Origin of the sequence: Acanthopleuribacter pedis (assembly GCF_017377855.1) — a bacterium.
GTDB classification, from domain to species: Bacteria; Acidobacteriota; Holophagae; order Acanthopleuribacterales; family Acanthopleuribacteraceae; genus Acanthopleuribacter; species Acanthopleuribacter pedis.
Map to the genome: position 1 here is coordinate 1 of NZ_JAFREP010000055.1, position 21900 is coordinate 21900.

Below are 21900 nucleotides of genomic sequence, written 5' to 3' on the forward strand. Positions count from 1 at the left end.
GGTCTTCAAAACTGAGACCAAGATAGTGTTCGGTCTTTGGAGGGTGCGGGGTAGGAGCGGGCTAAATCTGGGCTACGGACTGTCAAAGACGTCTCAAGGGTACGAGCGGCTCCGAACCTACCACCCCGGCGGCTCGGCCAAGCTGCCGGGGGTTTCCGCTAAGCTTCTGAGCATTAAACACATTAGCTTCAAAATCGAGCGGCTGGGACATCACATCACGCTATTTTTGGTTTCCGAGATGCGAGGTGCCCCGCTACACATAAGGGTACGAGCACCCTCGTTGCGCAACAGCAAGCGGGAAAAACGCGATTTACCCTCGATCTTCATCGGCAGCACCCAGACCTCGCCCGCTTCCGACGGCTCGGCGGCCCAGCCGGGAACAGCCAAAACCAAACACCAAGCGACCAACGACCAAAACCGCGCACGAGGACCAATGTGTCCCCCCACGCGGCGCAAAACAACACCCATGCGGAACTCCCGAGGTTGGCAGCTTCCTCTTTTTCATAAAATAAGCGCCCGGTTCGGCGAGATAGGGCACGGGCATTTTTCCCATGCGCAACCGGGCAATCTCCTAAGGGCAAGGACAATGCCGGCCGTGCCGGCTCTTTCGGCATCGCTTATAAATTCAATAACTTAACCACCAAAAAACGAAAAGGACGACGGTCGCCGCCATCCAACCCCATTGGGTTGAATCACGACGCTGTCGTCGTCTTCGCTAACAGTGACTGTTACCTGGACGGGGTTATTTCAACCCTTTCAGCGTGTAGGTCGCGATTTCGAATTCATCATCGTCATTGAGCACGACCCCCAAAATGCGGTTGTTTTTGTAAAAAACCCGCGAATCTTCCGGCAAGCGGTAAAAACCCTTGCCCACCCGTTTGCCGCTGTTGCGATCACACACCACGTAGGTGCCGTAGCTGTGGCCGGTGTTCACCGCATCGGTTGAACCAATCGGCGACAAAACAAAAGCAATACGGCTTTTACCCAGCACGAAGTGGGTGTAGTAGGCCTTGGGTTGGCTGAAATCGACCTTAATATTGGGCAGATCCTTGAGACCGATGCGCTGACCGTCGGGTCCGGGAAACGACATCGACATAAACACCTCGCGATCACGCTCACTGGATTCAATTTGCGGTAAATCGAAGCGGTGGGTTTTGAGCACTTTGCCCGAGGCGTCGATTTCCCTGAGGGTTGTTTCCTGGGAAAAACCGGCCAACCAGGTGCCGTTTTCTGTTGGCTGAATGTCGATCTCGGGCATGTAGGCACGGATCGTCACATTGTTGTCGCCTTCGCCAACCCGCACGAACGCTTTGTTTTCTTCTTTCATCAGCTCTTGAACTGGTTCGCCCTGGCCATTGCGCAGTTCGAAGTGCATGTACATCGCGCGGTGATCGCGGCTACGGAAACCCAACAGGAAGAGATCGTTTTTAAGCGGCGCAAAGACGCGCGGACGGGCCGAGGTGGTGTGAAACCGCCGCACAAATTCACCCTTGGGGCTAAAAACGGAAATCACCTGGCGATCTTCCCAAATGTAAACCGCGCCGTTATCGGCCTGAAGCTGGAAGGGATTGAGGAATTCGCCGGGCCCTTGGCCCTCGGTCCCGAACGCCCCCTGAAACCTGCCCGCGGCATCCCAAAAAAATACCCTCTTTTGCTCTCGGTCCAGCAGGTACAAACGCCCGTCGGGGCTGAACGCCATCGCGACCGGATCGGCCAAAAAGGCATCATCAGGCAGCAGATAACCTTTCTGCTTCACCAAATCCTCGCTACCAACGAACAGACCCAACAGCAACAGCAACCACATACAGGAAACCTCCCAAAAATGGAACAGAACCCCAAACGAGCAAAAGTCTCCGAAGGTTTATTGGAATGACGGCTTATCGGCCCAAAGGTTCGTCGCCGTCTTCGGCGCGCCAGAGTACGGCCTCAACCCCGTTTCGTTTCAATTCCGCTTCCAATCGGAGCATCACCTGTTTTTCAACCTCGGCTTCGATGATCGCCCTCGGCCCAATTCTGCTCAGGAAATTGCTGAACCACCGCGTGTTGTTCACCGCCACGTCTTTGCCGTTTTTGATTTTGATGCAAATCAAGGGATGCCTCCTTCGCCTTCAGTAACCCGCCGCTTGGCCGTCTTTACGGGATTCCGAGGCGCCCGTGTAAACACCGGTTTCGGGATTCAGCATAATCGCCTGGTAACCGCCGAACCCGCCGTTGCCGTACTGAACACGGTGCCCCTTGCGCCGCAAGGCCCGCACCGTTTCCCACGGGATCGCGGATTCCAGCTCAACCACGCCGCCGTCCGTCATCCGGGTCCCGGTCGGCTCCGAGGAACCCACGTGCTGCCACCGCGCCGCATCGCCGGCTTCCTGGAGATTCATGCCGAAGTCCAGAATGTTCACCAGGATTTGCACATGCCCTTGTGGCTGCATCGGTCCACCCATGACCCCGAAGCTGAGGTAGGGTTTGCCGTCTTTGGTCACAAATGCCGGGATGATCGTCTGAAAGGGCCGCTTGCCGGGGGCGTAAACGTTGAGGTGGTCCGCTTCCAGGGCGAACAGTTGGCCGCGGTCCTGGAACACAAAACCCAGACCGGGCACCACCACACCGGAACCCATGCCGCGGTAGTTGCTTTGGATCAGGGAGACCATGTTGCCGTCTTTATCGGCCGTGGTCAGGTAAATGGTGTCGCCGTGTTGCAGGGCCGGGTTGCCCGCCTCAAGCCGACGCGCCGCGCGTTCGGGGTTGATTAATGTGCGCCGCTCGGCCGCGTATTCATCCGAAATCAAACCCGCCACCGGGACCTTATTAAAGGACAGATCGCTGTAGTATTTGGCGCGATCCTCAAACACCAGTTTTTTGGTTTCCACCATCAGGTGCAGGAATTCGGCGCTGTTGTGGCCCATCGCCTTGAGGTCGTAGGCTTTGAGGATTTGCAGCATTTGCAAGGCGGCAATGCCTTGCCCGTTGGGTGGAAGCTCCCACACGCGCGTGCCGCGGTAGGCAACCGATACCGGTTCAACCCAATCCGCGCGGTGTTTTTCAAAGTCGACCTTGCGCAGCCAACCCCCGTTTTCCTTGAAAAAGGCGTGCATCGCATCCGCCAATTCGCCTTGGTAAAACGCCGCCGCACCCTGTTCGGCGATCTGTCGGTAGGTCGCCGCCAGTTCGGGATTGCGGAAGATTTGGCCCTTGGCCGGCGCCTTCCCGTCGATGGTGAACGTCTTAACAAAAGAGCCCGGTTGGTCGCGCAGCCGCGGTACGCTCAGCCGCCAATAATGGGCAATCAATTCGCTGACCGGAAACCCTTTTTCCGCGTAGCTGATCGCGGGGTTTAAGACCTGTTTCAGCGGCAAACGCCCGAAGCGATCGTGCAACGCCTGCCAACCGCTCACCGCGCCCGGCACCGAAATCGGCAACATGCCGTAAGGCGGGATGTCCTCGCGGCCCAACGCCGCCACTTCTTTTTTGAGTTCGGCCAAGCTGAGCCCGAGCGGCGAACGGCCACTGGCGTTCAGGCCGTGTAATTTCCCGGACTTCGCGTCCCAGACGATGGCGTACAAATCGCCGCCGATCCCACACCCCGTCGGCTCCATCAGGCCAAGCGCGGCATTGGCGGCGATGGCCGCATCCACCGCGGAACCGCCCGCTTTGAGGATGTCCAGCCCGATTTGGGTCGCCAAAGGCTGGCTGGTCGCCACCATGCCCTGGGTCGCAAATACCTCGGAGCGTGTCGCAAAGGCGCGCCCCGTCACCCGATCAATTTGCGCAAAAACCAGGGGACCGGTCGCCAAAAGGCCCAACCAGACAGGAACCAACAGACGAAAAGCCAACTTCATCACGCCTCTCCCAACCGCGATCCCGTCCGCGAACGGGGCCGACTTAAATGTGTATCATGCCCCTGAGTCTAACGGACTTTTCGATTTGGAGAAATGCCGCCACCGGAAATGAGCCGTTCGGTTGTCTTGAAAAAGGGAGAAGGTGACCCAAGCCGCCTTTTAGTGGGGCGCGGTCGCGTCAATGGGTTCCCTTTGGATCGACGCCGTTTCCGTGGGATTCGCCGGCCCAACTTTGTCCCGCACCTTTTGCCAAAAAGCCTTGAAGGTTTGGGTGACCCCTTGATCGGGCCCCCACTTGCGCAGCGCCGTTTCGAACAAAAGCCGTGCTTCCTGTTCCGCCTCCACGACCCGTCCCGTGGCCGTCCATACCTCCGCCAAGGTCGCGCGGGTCAGCATCGTTTGTTGGTGGGTCGCCCCTTTGAGCTCGATGCGAACCGCCAGGGCTTCATCCAAAAGCTGTTCGGCATGCGCGTAAGCGCCCAGTTGGTTCAGGGTGTTCCCCCAGTTATGCGCCGTTAAACTTTTGGTAACCTGATCGTCCACCACCGCGTAACCCATCGCAAAATATTCAGACGCCTCGGCAAAACGTTTGTGCTTGGCAAGGTGATTGGCCAAAAGGTTGATCAGGGTTAGGGTATCCGGGTGCTCAATACCCAACACACAGTGTTGTCGCTGCAATACCTCGCGCATCAGCTTCTCATCACCCTTCTTTTGCCGCACCTGGCCCCAAGCAAGGTTGCCTAGGGCCGCCAAAATGCGCGGATGATCGGGCGGCAACCGCTGCTCCAACTTGGTCACCATGTCCCTTAGTAACCGCTCGGCCCGAGGACCCTGGTTCAGAAATAACAGAACCCGTGCCAAGGTATTTTGAACGGCCAAGGTGCGCAGGTCGGTTTGGCCTGCCAATTCTTGCCACGCGGCAAGCGTTTTTTCAGCAAGTTCCAGTGCCGCCAGATTCTCGCCCTTGCCCAGGTAGACATCGCTCAAGCCACTTTGCAGGACCAAGCGGAATTCAGGTTTTTCGCGATCATGGGGTTCCGCCAGCAGCATGCGATAGGTTGCCTCGGCCTCATCCAGCTTGCCCAAACGACGCGCTTGGTAGGCGCGATGCGACATCGCCAATCGCCAATCCCCACGCGCCGCATCCCCTTGCGAGGAAAACAAATCCGCGGCCAACCCACTCAAGGCATGAGCTTTGTCAAAAACCCCCAACTCCTCGCATACTTTGGAAAGCGTGAGCAATCGCTCGCCTTTGAGCGCAGCATCCGTGTCAGCCGCCTCCTCCACCAATTCTTCAACCCGGGCGAGGAGACTGCGCACCGAAATCTGTCCCCCGCTGCGACCCGGCGCCAGTTCCCGAAACACCTCAAGCATGAGTTTGTTCGCAACACGCAGCCGTTTTTCCGAGCGAACGACCAACTGATCGGATGCCAACTTTGCCTGTTCGAGTTGGATCGCTTTTTGTTTCATTTCCAACTTTTCGTTCAGGTTATGCACCGCGCCAAACAGGAGCAGCATCACCACCAACGCCGCCACCAAGGGTCCACGATGGCGGCGCAGGGCCTTGCGGGTTCGGTAAAGCAGCGTCGCGGGCACCGCCTGCAGGGGTCGAAACGAAAACCAGGCACGGACATCGGCCGCGAGGTCTTGCACGGTTTGGTAACGGTCACCGGGTTCGGTGGCCAGCGCCTTGGCACAAAGCCGATCTAAATCACCGCGCAGATCGGCGGGCGCAACCGGCGGCTTCGTCTGCGCCGCCGCAACCGATGAACAGGGTGTATCGCCGCGCGGCGGTGCGCCCCCGAGCACCATGTGAAGCACAACGCCCAGGGCGTAAACATCGGTGATGGGTCCGGCGATGAGGCTGCCGGAGGAAAGTTCGGGCGCCATGAAGCCTTGGGTTCCGCCCCGACAACCGTCCTCCTCCCTGCCGGCCAGGCCGAAATCGATGAGCTGTACCAGCCGGCCTTGCTGGGATGCCGTTACCAAGATGTTGCTGGGTTTGAGGTCGCGGTGGGTGATACCGCGGCTGTGGGCATGTTGCACACCGTCCATGACCTGCAGCATGATGTGCAGGCGGTCTTTGAGGGTCAGTGCTTGCTCGCGGCAATACTGATCCAGGGGGACCCCGCCCGAATACTGCATCACCAGGTAGGGAAAAACCCGATCACCAATGGGTAACCAACCACTCCCGTGGATCTGAACAATGTTGGGATGGGTCATTTGGGCCAGCAATCGCGCCTCCGCGTTGAAGCGCGCATCTTCCGCGAGCAAACCCCGCCGCGACAGGAACTTAATCGCCACCTCACGATCCAAACTGATTTGACGGGCACGAAAAACGACACCCATCCCGCCGCGCCCGATTTGTGCTTCCAACCGGTAATCATCGAATTCGCGGGGAAAAGCAGTCCCCTCTTCCGTCGCCGAATACCGCTTGAGACCGCCAAACAAGGCGCTGTCGCTTTCGCTTTCCGACTGCCACCATTTCAGCAGTTTTGGCGGGAAATCCGGGTCCACGCGGCCTGCCTCCTCGAGAATCGCAAGCCGTTCGACGTCGGTTGCCTCAAGCCCGGCCACAAAAAATTCGTGAAACAGCTGCTCGCTGCTCACGACGCACCCACCTGAGAACCCACCTGGTTTTTTAACCAGAGACGGGCCGCTTTGATACGCCGCTTGACCGTACTCACCGAGACGCCATAGCGCTCGGCTACCTCCTCGTAACCTTGGTCGAAGAGATGATAGAAAACAAACATACCGGCACCGCTCGAATCGATTTCGGCATAACGCTCAAGGACCTGGTGCGTCATGATCCGTTCATAGAACTGCGCTTGATCCGGGCTCATCCAGGACTCGTCAAAAGGGACCGCCGCCTCGCCACCGCCCCGTTTAAGCGCTTGGCGGGTTTTACAGTGGTCGGCCAGTTCGTGGTAGATCATGCGGCTGATCAAATTGTGCAGGTGTTCACTGCTTTCAATGCGACGACCGCGCATACTCGCCAGGTTGCGTAACACCTCATGAGCCAGATCGTGACGCGAAAACGTGGGCGTGAGTCGCGGCCCGACACGTTTCGCAATCATCTCGAGGCAATGGGGATAAATGGTTTCAACAAGGACATCGAGAGCGGCCTCGTCGCCGGCATGCCAACGATGGAGCACCATCGTAAGCCTTTGATTATGAAAAGCATTCACGGCGGAACTTCCTGTGGGTACGGATGGATAATGATCAAATCATAGATAAAACACGAAGAAAAATACATAAAAATTGATTCAATCCTAAAAAATTATTTTCCTCTATGATGCTACATTTTTCAAAGACGACATTTAAAACCCATAGCTTGGCCGCTTGGAATGCTTAAACAGAGTACTAATTCGTCTATTAAAACCAATAATTCTATAACTTTACATCTTAATACCCTGTGTTTAAAACAGAGCTACAGCAGGCCAAACGACAATGGCCGGCTATCATCCAGGAAATGCTAACCAACGCAACGTCAAACATCAAAACAGAATAGGATTTACAATATTCCGACAATGCATATTTTTTAGTTTATTCATGTTTGTATTCAAATCACGATCATCTCGAAACAAAACTTCTTCCCGTATTGACCCGCGGCCAAACGATGCCAACCAACAGGATTCCCTCACCCTACCGGAAGTGTTGCCAAATTCCGCGGGGTTTAGTCCCTGAGCGAGCCAAACCGTTCTCGAAATACCCGCCAAGCCGTGCGCCATGGCACCCGCAAGCCCCGGCCGTCGCCTAACAAAAAGGAGCGTACAAGGCGCTCCCTTTCTTTATTGGCAACGGTTGGGTGGTTTGGCCTGCTTCTTTACTTTTTTGACAACGGGTTCTGTTTGGGTAAACTGGTCGCGCCCACCGCTTTCTCCGCCTTTTGCTTGGTGGTGCTGCCATCGCCGTGCGGGTTCATAGGGACGCCTTGACCATCGTCCACCAGCCTGGAATTCAGAGACCCCGCGGTGCCGTCTTTTTTCGGTTTCTTCGCGGATGAACTTTTGCCGTCGTTGTTAGCTTGTACATGAGTGTCGAAATCCTTGGGACATTTGTTCGTGCTATACATCGATTCCTCCATAGGTGGTAAGGGTTGATACCACGGCGGCCGAGAGGGCCGACCATCTCAGCGTCAAACCAAAAAGGTAAAGCGCTTTAGAGAACGAATCATTGAGAAGTAAAGGCCGCGGGGAGAGAAGCAAGACGCTTGCAAGAATACGTCTCACAACGCACACCCAGTTTGTTAACCAGCTAAACAAGCCGTCACTTATTAGGGCGCCGGTGAGAAACCAAGGGTGTCGGAAAAATTCGTAGGTGACGGTTTCCCATCGCTTTTCTTACCACTTTTCCGCCTAACAAAAAGCTCGCGGAAGCATACAAACCAGTGCCCCATAATAGGTTATCCACAACACGCCACCCTGGCGGAACAGGTTACCGACAGGCATTATTTTTTGAGTACCTAGGCGAAATCTGATCTGTTCACGGCAAACACGCCCAGAAAGCGGGGTGGAATCGACAGACTTCACTCATAAGCCGTTTTTGGCACCCCCCCCACCAGCCGAGTCGCCAAAATCCCAATAGCCCAAACGAACCGGCTATGCCACGGCCCCAAAGAGGAAAATTACCCGCCGGCCCGCAAAAAACCTCGCCACAATCTTCCGCCCACTTTTCCGAAAACATGATAAGATACGGCGGTCCTAAAATTTTTATTCGTGTACCCTGCTTGTTCCGTTCCTCATGAGGCGTCCTCAAGCCTCTTTCATGGGTTACCGTCGCCTCACCCCCGAGGCTCCGCTCACACAAAGCTTCTTCATCGTCCCGACGACGCCGCGTTCCCCCGATTCCGCGTGCTTGTCGCGGACCCCATGTTTACCGTACCCCAACGGTCACGGCCCCTTTTGCCGTGTCAACCGCGCCGGATTCGGTAACGTTGCACCAAGGAACACACCATGAGTAAAACCAGGGCCATCGCATATGGCACGGATTATTTTTCACGCAACATATCAGAGCTTTCGCGACAGGTCTTAGAAGACAACCAACCGGCGGAAAACAAGGGCGACGATACCCGTCAATGGCTGACCGCGCGCCTAAAACTCCTCATCTGTCGCTTTAGCTCCGGCGAGTCGATTGATTCGCTGCGCGCCGCCTTCGCCGCCACGATTTCCTACATCACGGAAGAAGAGAGCCGCGAACCTTTGGCCTTTTTCGACCTCGACCAGTTCGACGATTATTACCTGGCCGTCTCCGCCGCGGCTTGGTGCACCCTCACCCAGCTCCCGGCCAAACACCGCACCAAGCTGGTCACCATGTACCAACGCCGCTACCCCGAGCCGGCGGACCGCGATCCCTTGCTGGACCGCCTGCTGATCGGCAACACCACCAACAGCGCGTCGCGGTTGCGTCACAAGAACTATTTCCCCCTGCTGGACGCCTGGAACCGCGAGGACAAACAAAAAGCGGAATACATTCTGGCGGCCTACCTCTGCCAGCTTGACCGCCGCCTCGGCAAACTCTCCTGGCAGCAAGACCCCTGGTCCGACAAAGCCGTCGGCATCGGCCTCTGGTGTTTCGTCACCGCGGTCATCGTCAGCCAGCGGGGCCTCGACCCAGGCGCGGTTTCGGGCCTGCCCACCTTCCCCGCCGATTGGCTCACCCAAGCCTCCGCCTAACCCGGGCGCCCCACCGCGCCCCGGGCGCCCGCTGTTTTTGTTTTATTTTTTGGCCAGCGACAACATTCCAAAGCCAAAACCCCGCCCGTGACCAATGCCCCGTTCGAAACAAGCCGTCATCTTCTCCGGGTCGCTCACTTGCAAAACGCCTTCGAAAAGCACGGAGTTAAAGGTCATCGTTCGAACGGACCGCCCTTGCTTTTTCCCTGATTTCTTCAGCACCATCGGTCCTTCTTCCACCAGGTTGTGCAACCGGCAATCAAAGCCATGAAAAACACCTTTGCGATGAAGCCAAGCCTCGGCTTCCGCCACCCCGGTCACGGCCACACGCTTACCGCGTCGCCCTTTCTCCCCGCAACCCACTGCTTTGGTCGGGTTTGCGCGCAGCCGAAAATGAAAAACCTGGCGCTCTTGGAACCGAGGTGCAACCGTTTTGCGGTGAACGCGCTGGATCAGCGGGTTTTCGGTCAGTGCCGTTAGGCCCGCGGCGTTTGGCTCAAAATTGGTCTGAACCAGCAGAAAAGTGGCTGGATTTCGCTTATCCCGATCCAGGCGCCACAACAGGCGATCCTCTCCCGCGTCATGCGCATCGTTTTTCAAGGCTTCGATACAACCGTGAACGGCATAAGCGTTGCCCAAAAACGCGTTGAGCCGCTGATTTCGCAGGCTGGTGACCGGATCAATTTTCAGAAAGTGAAGTTGCCGATTCATTGAACTGTTCCTCCTCGCCATGTTGGGTTGCCCAACCTAAGCGGCAACCCCTGGTTGAATTCTTTAAGCACGGCTGCATCGACGTCCGCACGAACTTCCTGATACACCGAGGGTTCAAACCGGCGCGCGGCAAACGAAACCGGCACATCAAAATACGAGGGATTCCGAATCGGCGACATCGCCCCCTCGGCAGCTTGTTTTAAACACCGGTGTTTCCCCTGTTGCGCCGCCACAAAATAAGCATCAATCTCATCCGGCCATAAGGCGGTAACCATGGCGACCGGCGCACTGGGAACATGGCTTTTCCGTCCTAAAAACAAAGGCCATTTGGGACGCCGCAATGCCTGATGCACCTTGTTCAAAAAAGCCGAATCACCGCAAAACGCGGCCAGGTATGCTGCACCGCAACGGTACCAGCGGGGCGAGAGAATGGTGCCGCGGGCTTTACCCTCTACCGTGAGGGTATCGCCGACGGTTTGGAAATCCCGCTCAACAATCCCGCGTTTGATCTCACAAACCGCAAATTGGAGTTTCGCAAAGGCCTCTAAGTCGCCATGGTCTTCACGGGAAATCCCAAGGGCGGCACAGGCCAAACCCGTCACCCCGGACCGCGTCGGCAGGTCACCCACACCTCGGGTCGTCAAGGTACTTTCGTTTCCCCAGGATTGCATGGGCCCCACCAGCCGGAGAAATAAGGTTCCGCGACTCATACACCAACCTCACGACAGGCGGTGACGGCATCCTCCAACAAAGCCTTCAGCGCGGGCACTTTTTTGATCCCGATCTCTTCAGCTTGGGGGCGCTCGATGTCAACGGTGCCTCCCAAAAAGGCGGTTCGACCGGAGCCCCAGTCGTAAAACCGATTGATCTTGCCCAAGTACGTCATCAGCGCGTCAACGGAACCGGCCGCTAAACCGCGGTGCTGATCGGCGTAAACCGGTTGATCGAAAGCATTCACCAAACTAATCGGCTGGTTCTCGCCCACGCTCACCAACACGAAATCAGGCACCGAGTGGGGCGCGGTACTGTTGGCTTTGCCGGTGGGCGAGGCCAAAATAAAAGATGCCACAAAACCCGCCACGGCCCGATCCCGATCCGTTTCCCAAGCCTCACCAAGGTTGCGCTTCAAAATGTCCAACGACAAACAGGCGTAGCGGTAAAAACAGGGACTCGCCACCTGGGTGGTCCCAATCATGTTGGCGCCCTGTCGCTCCTCGCTGCCAAGATCGTCAACCGCGGTAAAAAAGTCGTCCTCGATGACAATTTCGTTGGTAGAAACGGCGTGGGCCACCTGAACCGCGGCATCGACATTTAAGGTCACATCCGATGCGGCCATGCGCCCAAACAAGGCGATATCCAAAGCTATCGGCAAGGTCGCATAGCATTCTTGAAAGGCCTTTGCAGCGGCCTTGACGTCGAATTCGTTTTCCCGAAGACAGGCGGCGGCTTGCGCAAGCTCCCGATCCGAGGTGAAAAACAAGGTTTTTAACACCTGACCGTCGGCTACTGATTCGCCGGCCGCCTCATCCACTTTTTTCTTTTTCCCTTTTTTGGGCACTTCGAATTTGCCTAACCCCAAGGCAGTGAGGTATTCGGCCAAAGCCTTGTGTTTTTTGCTGTCTTTGTCTTTCAATTCAAGCAGTTCGGCCATGCGCCCAAAGACGTACTTGGTGCGGTAACTTTCGTTGCCGGCACGCGCTTCTTCCATTGCGCGATGTTGACGCATCGCACGTTTAAAACATTGCGATGAAACCCGTTGCCGCTCATAACCGCCAAAATGAATCGTTTTAATCGCATTGGCGTCGTCCCGATTTAAATTAACTGATGAAAAATGCTGAATCGCGCTCACTTCTAAAAACATAACTTACTTCTCCTCTTGTTCCTGATGTGTTTCCGAACCCGTTTCCCGATCACCAAAAAACTGACGCGCCCAGCGCGTGCGCACCGTCTCATGTTTGAACGCTTCACGCCTACGGTCCCAACGATAGAGATCCCAATACAGTTGGGGCCAATCAATACGGCCGCCCTCAAAGCCGCGGATGATGTTCAACATGGAAAAAAGCTGCCGTTCGAGGTTTCTTCGCGGCAAACGCAGCAACCGCAAAAAACGCCGCTCAACCGCCTCAAGGCGTTGTTTGTCCTTGCCCACCAAGCTCCGAAGCGTGGTAGCTAAATCAACCGGGTGCGGGGTGCTCTCGAAATCCGAGCTGTTGTATTTGACCGCCGCTTGCAAAGGCGCAACCAGGTAAAGCGTTTCCAAAAAGTCCTGTTGCGGCCGCCGGCGTTTATCGAGCTGTGTCCCCTCGGTAAACCCTTTTATTTCCACGGGAATTTTGGCGCCCAGCAAGGACCAAATCAAAACGCTCTTGCGCTCCTCCGCGACCTGACGACAGCGACGCAACTCGGCCAACCTGGCGCGATGGTGGGATTCGGGCGCGCCATAGGCATGAATGGTTGCCGCAATACTTTGGAACAACCCCTTGTAATCCACCGGTGCTTCGGTTTCAATTCTCACAACTTCACCTCCTGCTTCTTTGTGGTTGGCATAAAACGGCTTTGAAGGTAGCCGGCAAGGCGATACCAACTGCTCCCCTTGGGAAACTCGGAAAGAAACACATTCTGTGCTTTGCGAATGAAGTGGTTACTTGCCTGCTTGGCCGCACCCAGCGCCGCCGGCCGGTCGGTCACCAGACCCGGCAGCAATTGCCCAAAAAAGTGAACCGCGCAGTCGTCCCAGTAGGTATCAAATGCGGCCGACCGCGCCAGCAACTTGTTCACATGGTCACGGTCACCCTTTTGTTTGGCCTGGCTAATCGCTTTCTCACATCCGCTTCTCAGCGTGGCGTATAGGCGACGCCCACCTTTGTCAAATAGGTCCAAACCTTCTTTAAGGCCCTCCCGCATCTTCTTGTCGTAGACCACTTCAACCGGGATATGGAACACGGACCCCGTTTCGCCTTCAATCTTTGCCTGACTCGGTGTAAACATCCCGAAGACTTCGATCACCAGCGCCCGTTTGGGTTTGTCAAACACGGCCTGGGACATTTTCAAACACTCAAGAATCGAGTGCAGATCCCGCCACACGGCACGTTTCGGATCGGCACGCACTTTTAAAACCCGCGAACCGGCCACGCTCACTTCTTCGCGATCCTGGGCCGCGATCATCCGGCACATGATGAGGGCCAACTCGGGCACCACCGCACCCTTCGCCCGCCGAAGGAACCGAGCCCGCGCCCCTTCCCACACAACCTGGAATGCGCGGTGCAGCCCGAAACTGAGGTACAGCGGTACATCGGGCCTAAGCTTCTTATCCTCCTCCAGGAAATCGGCGCCACCGTCCGCCCGCTCCCATGCGGGAACAAAGTCCGCAACGACCGCCGCGTCCCGCAACAGCAGATCAACGTTGTAGCGCAGCATTTTTTCTAAATTCTCGGTTTTCCGCACCAGCACCAGACACCGCGAGGCCGGGCAATCTGTAAAACTGAGGTTTTCTTTGCCGACGCCTCCCCCCAGACCCGCCAGCCCATACCAGTGGCCCTGCAATAAAGTGAGCGCAACCTCAGGTGCAGTGTAGTTTTTGGGGCGGTCGGCATCCATCTTGGTAAAGAAGTTAGGATTGTTGCCACTTTCCAGTTCTGTTTCCAAAACCGACAACAGCACCGCCTTCTTCGCGCTCAGTTGCGCATAGGCAGGTACCTGACAAAAGCGGTCTGCATCAAACCAGCCACGGTGCACCTTGAGGTAAGCGGCCACATCCTCGAAGGAATAAGTGCGTGGATCCAAACCTTTGCGGCGCACCGCCGACGCCGTCCAACTGCACAAGCTCAACCAAAGCGAGGCCTTTTTGGTGGGCGCGGCAACCGCAAAATCGTGAACGCGATCTGCTTGCATCAAAAAATCGTGTAGGGTCAGCATCACTTTGCCCGACGCCGACATACAGGGTACCCAGGCGATTTCATCCAAGAAGTTGGCCACGGCCACCTCCCCACCCATCTCGCCAAGGAGCCAACCACGCTAATCGCATAAATCCTCCTCTTTCCTTTCTTTCTGATACCGAAACCCGGCCTGAGGTTCATAAAAAGCGCCGGAAATTTGTGGAAACCACACCCTTTCCCGACGTTCATCCCAACAACCAATCAACTTTTTGGCTTCTCGCAAAGCCGGGTGATCGTAGGGGTTGAAATCGATTAAGTGTTCACCAAATTTGTCCACCCAGCCCTCGTGCAGGTACACACTGCTCTGAATAAGCAGCCGCGCCGTTTCCAGCTCCTCAAGCCGACCCTTGCCCTCGGCAATCCCCTTCTTCAAGGGCATGCCGTTTTGGCCGAGTGGAACCAACTGTTTGTCGCGCCGCACCAACAAAACCGCCTGGGTCGCAAATTCACCGAGTCGGGTGTTCTTTTTGGGTTGCGAACCGTGTGGTTGGTTGCGCCGCGCCATGACTTGGGTGAACCAAGAATGCACCCGCTCCCCGTTTTCCCCAAAACAGCTCGTACGCCAGGCACAATCATCGGGCGCGGGTAAAAGCGAGACATGGGCCTGGGTTTCCTCGTGAGCGCGGGCGTGTTCCCATGCTTCCAAGGCGGCGGCTTCCCTTTTGCCGACAGGCCGCCCGTCTTTTTGGTAAACCATTTGGACCATTTCATCCAGATCATCGCGATCATTAAAGAGTGCGTTGCCCGTCCGTTCAATGCGCTCGGCCAAAAGCCGTAACGTGCGCAACAACAGATAGGCATCGTAGATGAACGCGCTGCCGCAAGTGATGAGGTCCGGGTTTTTCAACGGGCCGAAATGGAACAAAGTCGCGGTCGCCGGCTCGGGAAAAGCACGGTTGGGAAACCAATAAAAGCGCCGGTACAAACGACCGGTACGCTGGAAGAACAGGTCCACCGGGCAGGGCAGGCTGTACATGCGGTCGCAATCGTAATCGAGACTTTGCTCCAAGACACTGGTCCCAATCAGAATCATTAAGGGACGGTCGGCGCGTTTTTCCCAAACCTCTTTAAGGGCATCTTTTCCAAGCTCCCGATTAACCCGTGCCTCGTGCGCCACGCGCTGGCCCATGATGAAGCGGGCATGGTGCAACAACAAGCAGTTGTTGTCGAAATCCGGCGATTCCTGGAACAGTGCAAACACATCCTGGGCACAAAACACCGTGTTGCAAATTAGGACGAACACACCTTGCCCGTTACAGGCGGCCACGTCGGCTTTGACATGGTCGACCACATCGGCCGGCGAACGGATCGACTTCAGCTTGACGGCGATCTGCTTGACCCGTTTTTGATCAAGCGCGATGTGCCGGCCTTGGGCCGATTCCGGCCGGTTTCCGACCACTGAGGTAATGCGCGGATAGCTGCAGGCCGGCAAGGCCCCTGGAGACCCACCGCTATAAGCGGCCAGGTACGCGTGCCTTTTGTGTTCCGGTAGGGTTGCCGAGAGCAACACCACATGGCAACCCAAGGCACCCAACCAGGTCAGCAGCAAACGGAAGAGCCCGTCCATATAGGTATCATTGGCGTGAACTTCATCGATGATGATGGTTTTGCCGTACAGCCCGACAAAACGCACGAAATAATGTTTGCGGGCGACCAGTGCCGCGGCCAGCAAGGTGTCGATGGTACCGACCCCGAACTCCGCCAAAAGACCGGTGCGTGCCATCGCCGCCCATTCGGTGGCGACAACCTTGGACGGCGTCGCCTCATCGAAAGAATCCGTTTCAAAGAGACGGGCGCGCCCTGTGCGCGTCCCGTGGAAGGTTTCCACAAACGTTTTATTCCAGCGGCGGTTGCCGTGAGCAAGTTGGAGTTGGCCGGGCGAATCGCTTTCCTCGAGCATGCGGTCCAAAAATTTTTTAACGCGCCCGTACATCTGATTGCCGGTCGCTTGGGTCGGCAGCGCCACAAAAAAGCCGCGGTCCTTGTTCGATACCGCGCTGAGCACGGTCAGCGCGGCCTCGGTTTTGCCAATCCCCATCGGTCCTTCGATAAGCACCATCATGGGTTCGTGCATCTGGTCGCGGAGCGCCAAAATCTCGGCCTGTAGAGGGTTCGGTTTGATGAAGTTGGGAAAAAGCTGTTGCCAAGACCGGCCCTGAACGCGGCGAACATGGTGCCCGGTCCAAACCAGTTCATCCAACACCGTCGCGGCACGTTTAAGGGATCCTTGAAAATAAGCCGCCAAGTCCCGTTCAACCGGCACCAGGCCGCTAGGCGGAAAATGGTCTTTGCCCGAGGCGATCCAATCCGCCACGGTCGTTTGGCCGGCAAACAACAGCTGTTCGACCAAAAACGACGGGTCCCATGTTGTGCCGGAACAGGTGGGCGCATCCGCCAAGGCCGCGCGTACCTCGGACACCAAGCCGGCATCACCGACGATGGTTTCCCAAAGGCAGTTGAGCAGTTTTTGTCGCTGCTCGGTCCAAGCTTGGTCGCCGCGATACTCAGACTTAAAAAACGCAATATCAAGGTCTTCGTCAAAACCGGGTTGGAAGTCCTTATCGTGGTGATAACCCGAGGCGAGACTCAACTGCCACAGTATTTGGGTCGCCATGGGGTCCGAGGGTTCATCAACATCAGGACCCTCAAAGTGTTCAGGATTAAAAAAGCGAAACAGCGCGTGAACCGACAAATAACCATGGCACGGCATCCTCGTTGGGGTTTGGTTGCGTTGCCAGTAGGAAAAACCGCTACCGAGTTTGGGATGGTTTTCCAACTCGGCCCAAATGGGTTTGAGTGCCTTTTCGAGCTTCGCGTTGCAAAGGTATTGGAAGCCGGGTGAGCACTTGCCGACATCGTGGGCGGCGGCAAAAAACGCGAGGAGCCGCCGGGTCAGATCGGGATCAAACGAGGACAAAAAGGTGAACCGTTCCAGGAAACGCGGCTCACGAGCGAGCAAGGCGAAAAAGGTGGCGCCCACATCCAACAGGTGAAAAATTAAACGATGCACCTTCTGTTGGTTCTTGGTGGGTCGGTAAACCTTGCCCCAACCCAAAAAAACATCGGCAATCGACTCGGCCGCGGGTAGATCCCGGCCCAAATGCTTCGACACGCTTCGGCTCCTCAAAAAACATCAATTCAAAAAGGACGAAGGACAACAAAGCAAGCAACGACCCGGCGTGATTGATCGAAGATCGTTTTCCTGATTTTGCAGTAAAAACGAAATGCGCCTGGATGATTAGCTTTTCAAGGTCATACAAATCAATGCGCAAAATCGAGACAAATCCGTCAGAACAATTTTGGAAAATTTCATTTCGCCCCTAAACAACTCGTTTTATTAAGCTTTCGCGGCCTAAAACCGTAGCCTGTTGAATCTCTTTAAGGGAAACTGTACGTCATCGCCAATCAACCTCGGCATCAAATCATCAAACGCCGGCTTGTTCTCTTTCTTTTAAATTAACGGTGGGAGGGCGAGACCGCTCTAGCGGATGAGTCTGGGACCATCGAATGCCAATAAGGCAAGGATAAAAGTTGGGAAGTTCGTTCATTCCGATGAAAGCCCTTTGAATTTTCAAAAAGACCCCAGAGAAGGGACTAACCCTCACCAGCAAAAACAAGCTCCTCAGGCTCCGAAACATAGGACTTGGATAGCAATTCGTAGGTTTTCAGAACAAATGCGGAAAGATGCGCCAGGTTTAGAAAGTGCTTCCACCACCTCAGTCTCACCGCGCCATTGAACCCTTGAAAAGTCTTATCTTCCTCTATTTGAACACGTTGGCTTTCTTGCTTTTGATTCTTCATAACTCCTCCAGAGTGTGATCTTGAGCTCATCGTTTTGTTGAAAATCATCGGCACTTCAAATTCTTCTAAGTTATAATAGTGTGTTGCGATTCTAATGAAGGGTGATCATACCACTAAATTTCCAGAGCGACTAAAAATTCCCCACCCTCTTTTCTAAAAGTTGCCCTACTCTTAAAACAAAGCTAGGATTATCAGTTAGCTAAAGCCTTGCTGAACTGTGAGATAGCTCTCCATTGTTTTCCCTGACTCTTCAGGGGTGAACCGTTATAACAGTGAGTTCCGAACTCTGTTAACGCCCGTTCCCCGCATGCTCGGGGCAGCGGATGAGCCGTCTCAAAAACTTCAAAAAAGACTTTGCGCGTGGGTGCTGGGACATACTTCGCCCGGCCCCACATTCTCACCTGAAACAACGATGGTATTTTTTGCAGTTATGTCGCGGCACCCTCGCACATTCAAATCAACAAGAGGCCTCGTTAACTTTCCCGCGCGGAGGCAACCGCCTGTTTGTACGGGATTAGCGAGGCCGCGATCCTTGCCGCGGGTTATTCACCGGCGATTGGCTTTGTGCATGTGGGCAAGCCGCGCTCCTTCGTCTACGACGTGGCCGACCTGATCAAATTCGAAACCGTGGTGCCGGTAGCCTTTGAGGTGGCGGCGGACCAGGTTTCGGATCCCGTGCGCGAGGTGCGCTTGCGCTGTCACGATGCGTTTCGCAGGACCAAGATCCTTGAGCGGTTGATTCCCTTGATCGGCGAGGTTCTGGCCGCGGGCGGCTTGGAACAGCCCAAGGAGACCGGCGTGGTTGGCCCGGCCTTTGAAGATGAAATAGGGAGCGGCGATGCCGGCCATCGTGGTTGAAGCGGTGCCACCGCGCCTTCGCGGGCGTTTGGCCGTGTGGCTCCTAGAGATTCGCGCGAGTGTGTACGTGGGCAAGGTGAACCAGCGCAAACGCACCATGATTTGGACCCAGGTCGAGGAGTTGGTCGACGAGGGCAACGCGGTGATGGCGTGGTCGGAGCCCAACGAACAGGGATTCTCATTCGAAACATGCGGTCGCAACCGCCGCATTCCGGTCGATTTCGACGGAATTAAGCTGGTATCCTTTTTCCCAGAGGGCGACGAAGCGGAAGAGAACAACGATGACTACGACGATGAAATCCCGTTCTAAAGACCCAATCAAGACCTAATAATCCAACAATATAACCGCTGACAGACACAAAGAAAGAGTCAACCAACTCAATCAAAATGATCAAGTAAAAAAAGTGCTAAAGTCGTCACCAAGCAACAAAACATTATAAGCCAGAGCCTTACAGAAAGGTTCTGGTAAAACGGTATTTCTCCAGTTTTTCACCTTTTCGTCTCATCCCAGCGAGACACCCCCCATCAATACACAAGCATCTAAATTAAATAAGGTTACAAAGCCAACCAAAACAAGAATAAGTAAAATAAAGGCATCTAATGCAAAATCGGTACACTTTTAAATTATTTACAAGTATCGAATTTATAGTGTAAATTCTCTTAGTCTGTTCCCCGGACGCCCGGGGATGAACCGGTCCTCGCGGTCGACGGGCCACCTCACGGCAGCTGTTCCCCGGACGCCCGGGGATGAACCGACGATGTCCCAACCGTCGCCGTACTCGGCCACCTGTTCCCCGGACGCCCGGGGAGGAACCGACTTGGCGAGTAGTTCATGATATCCACCCGGGGCTGTTCCCCGGACGCCCAGGGATGAACCGGTGTCTGTCACCTGTACCGCCTGTAATGGCGACTGTTCCCCGGACGCCCGGGGATGAACCGCAATGGTGGGGTATCAGAAGCCCTTCGCTGGGCTGTTCCCCGGACGCCCGGGGATGAACCGCATCTGGCCTGCGTAGCCGACCGTGGATTGCACTGTTCCCCGGACGCCCGGGGATGAACCGAGGTCTCGGTGATTGGCATATTTCTAACGTTGCTGTTCCCCGGACGCCCGGGGATGAACCGTGAGTGCCAGTCCGAGGGTTGTGGAAGATGAACAGTTCCCCGGACGCCCGGGGATGAACCGGTAAAAAACGGGGCCATCGTCCTGATCCATCCCTGTTCCCCGGACGCCCCGGGATGAACCGGTACGCCGCGAGGAATGTATGTCCTTGCTGGGCTGTTCCCCGGATGCCCGGGGATGAACCGCCGGCGCAACTGTTCCTTGTGGGCCTCCGCGCCTGTTCCCCGGACGCCCGGGGATGATCCGTCCAAACACTCGTTGATGAGGTTCATTAACGGCTGTTCCCCGGACGCCCGGGGATGAACCGGCTCTCATGCGCGTCAACGATGCCCCTTTGCGCTGTTCCCCGCACGCCCGGGGATGAACCCCTTCGGTAAAAAAGCACCCGAGGTTATCGAGCCTGTTCCCCGGACGCCCGGGGGTGAACCGACACCTCGGGGATTGTCAATCTCTCGCGCTACCTGTTCCCCGGACGCCCGGGGATGATCCGAATGCGAGCCTTTTTGGTTCGATCTCGACGGACTGTTCCCCGGACGCCCGGGGATCAACCGTTCGTGGTGGACCATGACAGCTCTGTTCTGACCTGTTCCCCGGACGCCCGGGGATGAACCGGCGCGATGGTCAAGTCCGGCGATGCGCGGTTGCTGTTCCCCGGACGCCCGGGGATGAACCGCACCATGTTTCGGTATGCGTCATCACCCAAATCTGTTCCCCGGACGCCCGGGGATGATCCGACCCATTCGATTGCCTCGGATATGTCGCCGCCCTGTTCCCAGGCCGGCCGGGGGTGAACCGGCCGGCCTGGGGGACCATTTGTCGCAAAGAACTGTTCCCCGGAAGGCTTAAACTTTTGTGTATTCTGAGTCAAACAAACGCCTGGCGTTTGGTGCCACCCACCTACCGCCCTTCTGAGTTCCCTTCATGCCACAGAAAAGCGCCACCGATCACCACCACCCCGCACCCCTTACCGGCCGAATCGCTTGGTTGAGGCTGCTTGGGCTGATACTCCTCGCCACTTGCGGCGCCCGGGATCGCCACGCGTTCCTCGGCTCCGGCCGACCCACCCCTGAGGCCGCCTGGGTTACCTGGGTCGACGCCGTGGCCACCCAGGATTACCACCTCGTGCGCCAAGTGGTGCGTTATTCCGGGCCGGAATGCGGCGGCATGGAAATGATCGCGCTTAACCCGCACGATCCCAGTGCCATTTCCCGCTACCTGGCCGACCACATCGACCACGCCCCCCAATCCATGGGCAACGTCGACGGCCCCCTCTACCACCACCAACAGCGCGACACCCGCTTTGCCGAACTTTGGGACCAACGGATCGCCCCCTTTCGCGGCGCCATTCTCCCCTATCTGACACACTTTCGCGCCGCCACCCTCCAACCCATCGACGCCGATACCTGGGCCGTGGTCTACCCTCGAGCGCGCTACGATCAGGACCGCAATCTGCTAGGCTTCGACCCCAACCTCCCCAATGAGATTCGCATCCAACGCCACGGCAACGCCTGGTTTGTCACCGACTTCACCTGTCATGCCATGAATGAAAGCCCCAGGTATTCTCCCAAAACGACGCAACCCTAACCCGCATTTCTCACCGAGAACCTCCCCGCGAAACGCCGAGCGCAAGCGCAGCTTCCGGTCAGCCCGTTGCTCGCGGGAACCACGAGGCATTCGCTGAAAACGCCGGGAAGAGCCGTCTCCATGGACCAGGTCTTGATCGCCGTATAGCAAAGGTTTCGCGGTTTCGCCCGCGCGCATGGGCCCATCGTCGTGGCGATAAGTTTGAGGCCCCTCATTCAGGGAACCACCACGCATCCCCCACAAAAAAACGGTGGGCCCCTTTCTGCTCGCCAAGTACCCACAAAAATTACCGGGCTCCGTTTCAATGATCAAAGTCGCTCCTTTCACGCCCCAAATCCAGCCTAACGCCGCTTTCCTACTCGCGGGGACGCACCGCGAAA

General features: G+C 56.3%; 17 protein-coding genes, 1 pseudogene and 1 CRISPR repeat array. Of the genes and pseudogenes, 4 read left to right on the forward strand and 14 right to left on the reverse strand.

What is annotated here, in order from left to right; genetic code table 11:
- Window positions 1-210: 210 nt before the first annotated feature.
- The 7 genes from J3U88_RS32625 to J3U88_RS32655 form a co-directional block, all read right to left on the reverse strand.
- Window positions 211-468 carry a hypothetical protein gene (locus J3U88_RS32625; protein ID WP_207863334.1) on the reverse strand — a complete coding sequence of 86 codons (258 nt, stop codon included), beginning with the start codon at window positions 466-468 and terminating at the stop codon, window positions 211-213.
- Window positions 469-742: 274 nt separating this feature from the next.
- Window positions 743-1804, reverse strand: coding sequence for a 6-bladed beta-propeller (locus J3U88_RS32630; protein WP_207863336.1), 1062 nt, complete (start codon window positions 1802-1804; stop codon window positions 743-745).
- Window positions 1805-1877: 73 nt separating this feature from the next.
- Window positions 1878-2090 (reverse strand): hypothetical protein, encoded by a 213-nt coding sequence (locus J3U88_RS32635; RefSeq protein WP_207863339.1) that lies wholly within the window; start codon window positions 2088-2090, stop codon window positions 1878-1880.
- 18 nt (window positions 2091-2108) lie between these two features.
- Entirely contained in the window at window positions 2109-3836 is a 1728-nt protein-coding gene (ggt, locus tag J3U88_RS32640) for a gamma-glutamyltransferase (protein WP_207863342.1), read from the reverse strand.
- Window positions 3837-3995: 159 nt separating this feature from the next.
- A complete protein-coding gene (locus J3U88_RS32645; protein ID WP_207863344.1) occupies window positions 3996-6446 on the reverse strand; it encodes a protein kinase domain-containing protein in 2451 nt (816 codons plus the stop codon).
- Window positions 6443-7024, reverse strand: a complete 582-nt coding sequence (locus J3U88_RS32650) for an ECF-type sigma factor (RefSeq protein ID WP_207863346.1) — start codon at window positions 7022-7024, stop codon at window positions 6443-6445. Before J3U88_RS32650 ends, J3U88_RS32645 begins: the two co-directional genes overlap by 4 nt.
- 638 nt (window positions 7025-7662) lie before the next feature.
- A complete protein-coding gene (locus J3U88_RS32655; RefSeq protein ID WP_207863348.1) occupies window positions 7663-7911 on the reverse strand; it encodes a hypothetical protein in 249 nt (82 codons plus the stop codon).
- An 880-nt stretch (window positions 7912-8791) separates the two neighbouring features.
- Here J3U88_RS32655 and J3U88_RS32660 point away from each other — a divergent pair.
- Complete coding sequence (locus J3U88_RS32660) at window positions 8792-9511, forward strand: PoNe immunity protein domain-containing protein (protein WP_207863351.1); 720 nt, start codon at window positions 8792-8794, stop codon at window positions 9509-9511.
- Between the two features lie 42 nt (window positions 9512-9553).
- Here J3U88_RS32660 and cas6e read toward each other — a convergent pair whose 3' ends face one another.
- The 7 genes from cas6e to J3U88_RS32695 form a co-directional block, all read right to left on the reverse strand.
- Window positions 9554-10222, reverse strand: a complete 669-nt coding sequence (gene cas6e, locus J3U88_RS32665; protein ID WP_207863353.1) for a type I-E CRISPR-associated protein Cas6/Cse3/CasE — start codon at window positions 10220-10222, stop codon at window positions 9554-9556.
- Window positions 10219-10932, reverse strand: a complete 714-nt coding sequence (cas5e, locus tag J3U88_RS32670; RefSeq protein WP_279382662.1) for a type I-E CRISPR-associated protein Cas5/CasD — start codon at window positions 10930-10932, stop codon at window positions 10219-10221. The genes cas6e and cas5e overlap by 4 nt, the downstream gene beginning before the upstream one ends.
- Window positions 10929-12083, reverse strand: coding sequence for a type I-E CRISPR-associated protein Cas7/Cse4/CasC (gene cas7e, locus J3U88_RS32675; protein ID WP_207863358.1), 1155 nt, complete (start codon window positions 12081-12083; stop codon window positions 10929-10931). Before cas7e ends, cas5e begins: the two co-directional genes overlap by 4 nt.
- 3 nt (window positions 12084-12086) lie before the next feature.
- A complete protein-coding gene (gene casB / locus J3U88_RS32680) occupies window positions 12087-12737 on the reverse strand; it encodes a type I-E CRISPR-associated protein Cse2/CasB (RefSeq protein ID WP_207863360.1) in 651 nt (216 codons plus the stop codon).
- Entirely contained in the window at window positions 12734-14215 is a 1482-nt protein-coding gene (locus tag J3U88_RS32685; protein ID WP_341535207.1) for a type I-E CRISPR-associated protein Cse1/CasA, read from the reverse strand. The genes casB and J3U88_RS32685 overlap by 4 nt, the downstream gene beginning before the upstream one ends.
- A 21-nt stretch (window positions 14216-14236) precedes the next feature.
- Entirely contained in the window at window positions 14237-17269 is a 3033-nt protein-coding gene (gene cas3 / locus J3U88_RS32690; protein WP_207863363.1) for a CRISPR-associated helicase Cas3', read from the reverse strand.
- Between the two features lie 482 nt (window positions 17270-17751).
- Window positions 17752-17958, reverse strand: coding sequence for a hypothetical protein (locus J3U88_RS32695; protein WP_207863365.1), 207 nt, complete (start codon window positions 17956-17958; stop codon window positions 17752-17754).
- 486 nt (window positions 17959-18444) lie between these two features.
- Here J3U88_RS32695 and J3U88_RS32700 point away from each other — a divergent pair.
- From J3U88_RS32700 to J3U88_RS32710, 3 genes and pseudogenes are all read left to right on the forward strand, one after another.
- Window positions 18445-18816, forward strand: a pseudogene (locus tag J3U88_RS32700) (type I-E CRISPR-associated endonuclease Cas1e); the annotation flags it as partial.
- Entirely contained in the window at window positions 18797-19126 is a 330-nt protein-coding gene (gene cas2e, locus J3U88_RS32705; RefSeq protein WP_207863370.1) for a type I-E CRISPR-associated endoribonuclease Cas2e, read from the forward strand. The pseudogene J3U88_RS32700 and the gene cas2e, both read left to right, overlap by 20 nt.
- Before the next feature lie 355 nt (window positions 19127-19481).
- Window positions 19482-20731: direct repeats of the CRISPR family, unit length 29 nt; unit sequence CTGTTCCCCGGACGCCCGGGGATGAACCG.
- Window positions 20732-20857: 126 nt separating this feature from the next.
- The gene (locus J3U88_RS32710; RefSeq protein WP_207863372.1) at window positions 20858-21520 is read left to right on the forward strand and encodes a hypothetical protein; all 663 of its coding nucleotides are present in this window, start codon (window positions 20858-20860) and stop codon (window positions 21518-21520) included.
- Window positions 21521-21900 lie beyond the last annotated feature (380 nt).

Coding starts and splice junctions, on each gene's coding strand:
- J3U88_RS32710 (WP_207863372.1), top strand. CDS start 20,858: ATGCCACAGAAAAGCGCCACCGATCACCACCACCCCGCACCCCTTACC.
- cas2e (WP_207863370.1), top strand. CDS start 18,797: ATGCCGGCCATCGTGGTTGAAGCGGTGCCACCGCGCCTTCGCGGGCGT.
- J3U88_RS32625 (WP_207863334.1), bottom strand. CDS start 468: ATGGGTGTTGTTTTGCGCCGCGTGGGGGGACACATTGGTCCTCGTGCG.
- J3U88_RS32695 (WP_207863365.1), bottom strand. CDS start 17,958: ATGAAGAATCAAAAGCAAGAAAGCCAACGTGTTCAAATAGAGGAAGAT.
- cas6e (WP_207863353.1), bottom strand. CDS start 10,222: ATGAATCGGCAACTTCACTTTCTGAAAATTGATCCGGTCACCAGCCTG.
- J3U88_RS32655 (WP_207863348.1), bottom strand. CDS start 7,911: ATGTATAGCACGAACAAATGTCCCAAGGATTTCGACACTCATGTACAA.
- ggt (WP_207863342.1), bottom strand. CDS start 3,836: ATGAAGTTGGCTTTTCGTCTGTTGGTTCCTGTCTGGTTGGGCCTTTTG.
- J3U88_RS32685 (WP_341535207.1), bottom strand. CDS start 14,215: ATGGGTGGGGAGGTGGCCGTGGCCAACTTCTTGGATGAAATCGCCTGG.
- J3U88_RS32660 (WP_207863351.1), top strand. CDS start 8,792: ATGAGTAAAACCAGGGCCATCGCATATGGCACGGATTATTTTTCACGC.
- cas7e (WP_207863358.1), bottom strand. CDS start 12,083: ATGTTTTTAGAAGTGAGCGCGATTCAGCATTTTTCATCAGTTAATTTA.
- J3U88_RS32630 (WP_207863336.1), bottom strand. CDS start 1,804: ATGTGGTTGCTGTTGCTGTTGGGTCTGTTCGTTGGTAGCGAGGATTTG.
- cas5e (WP_279382662.1), bottom strand. CDS start 10,932: ATGAGTCGCGGAACCTTATTTCTCCGGCTGGTGGGGCCCATGCAATCC.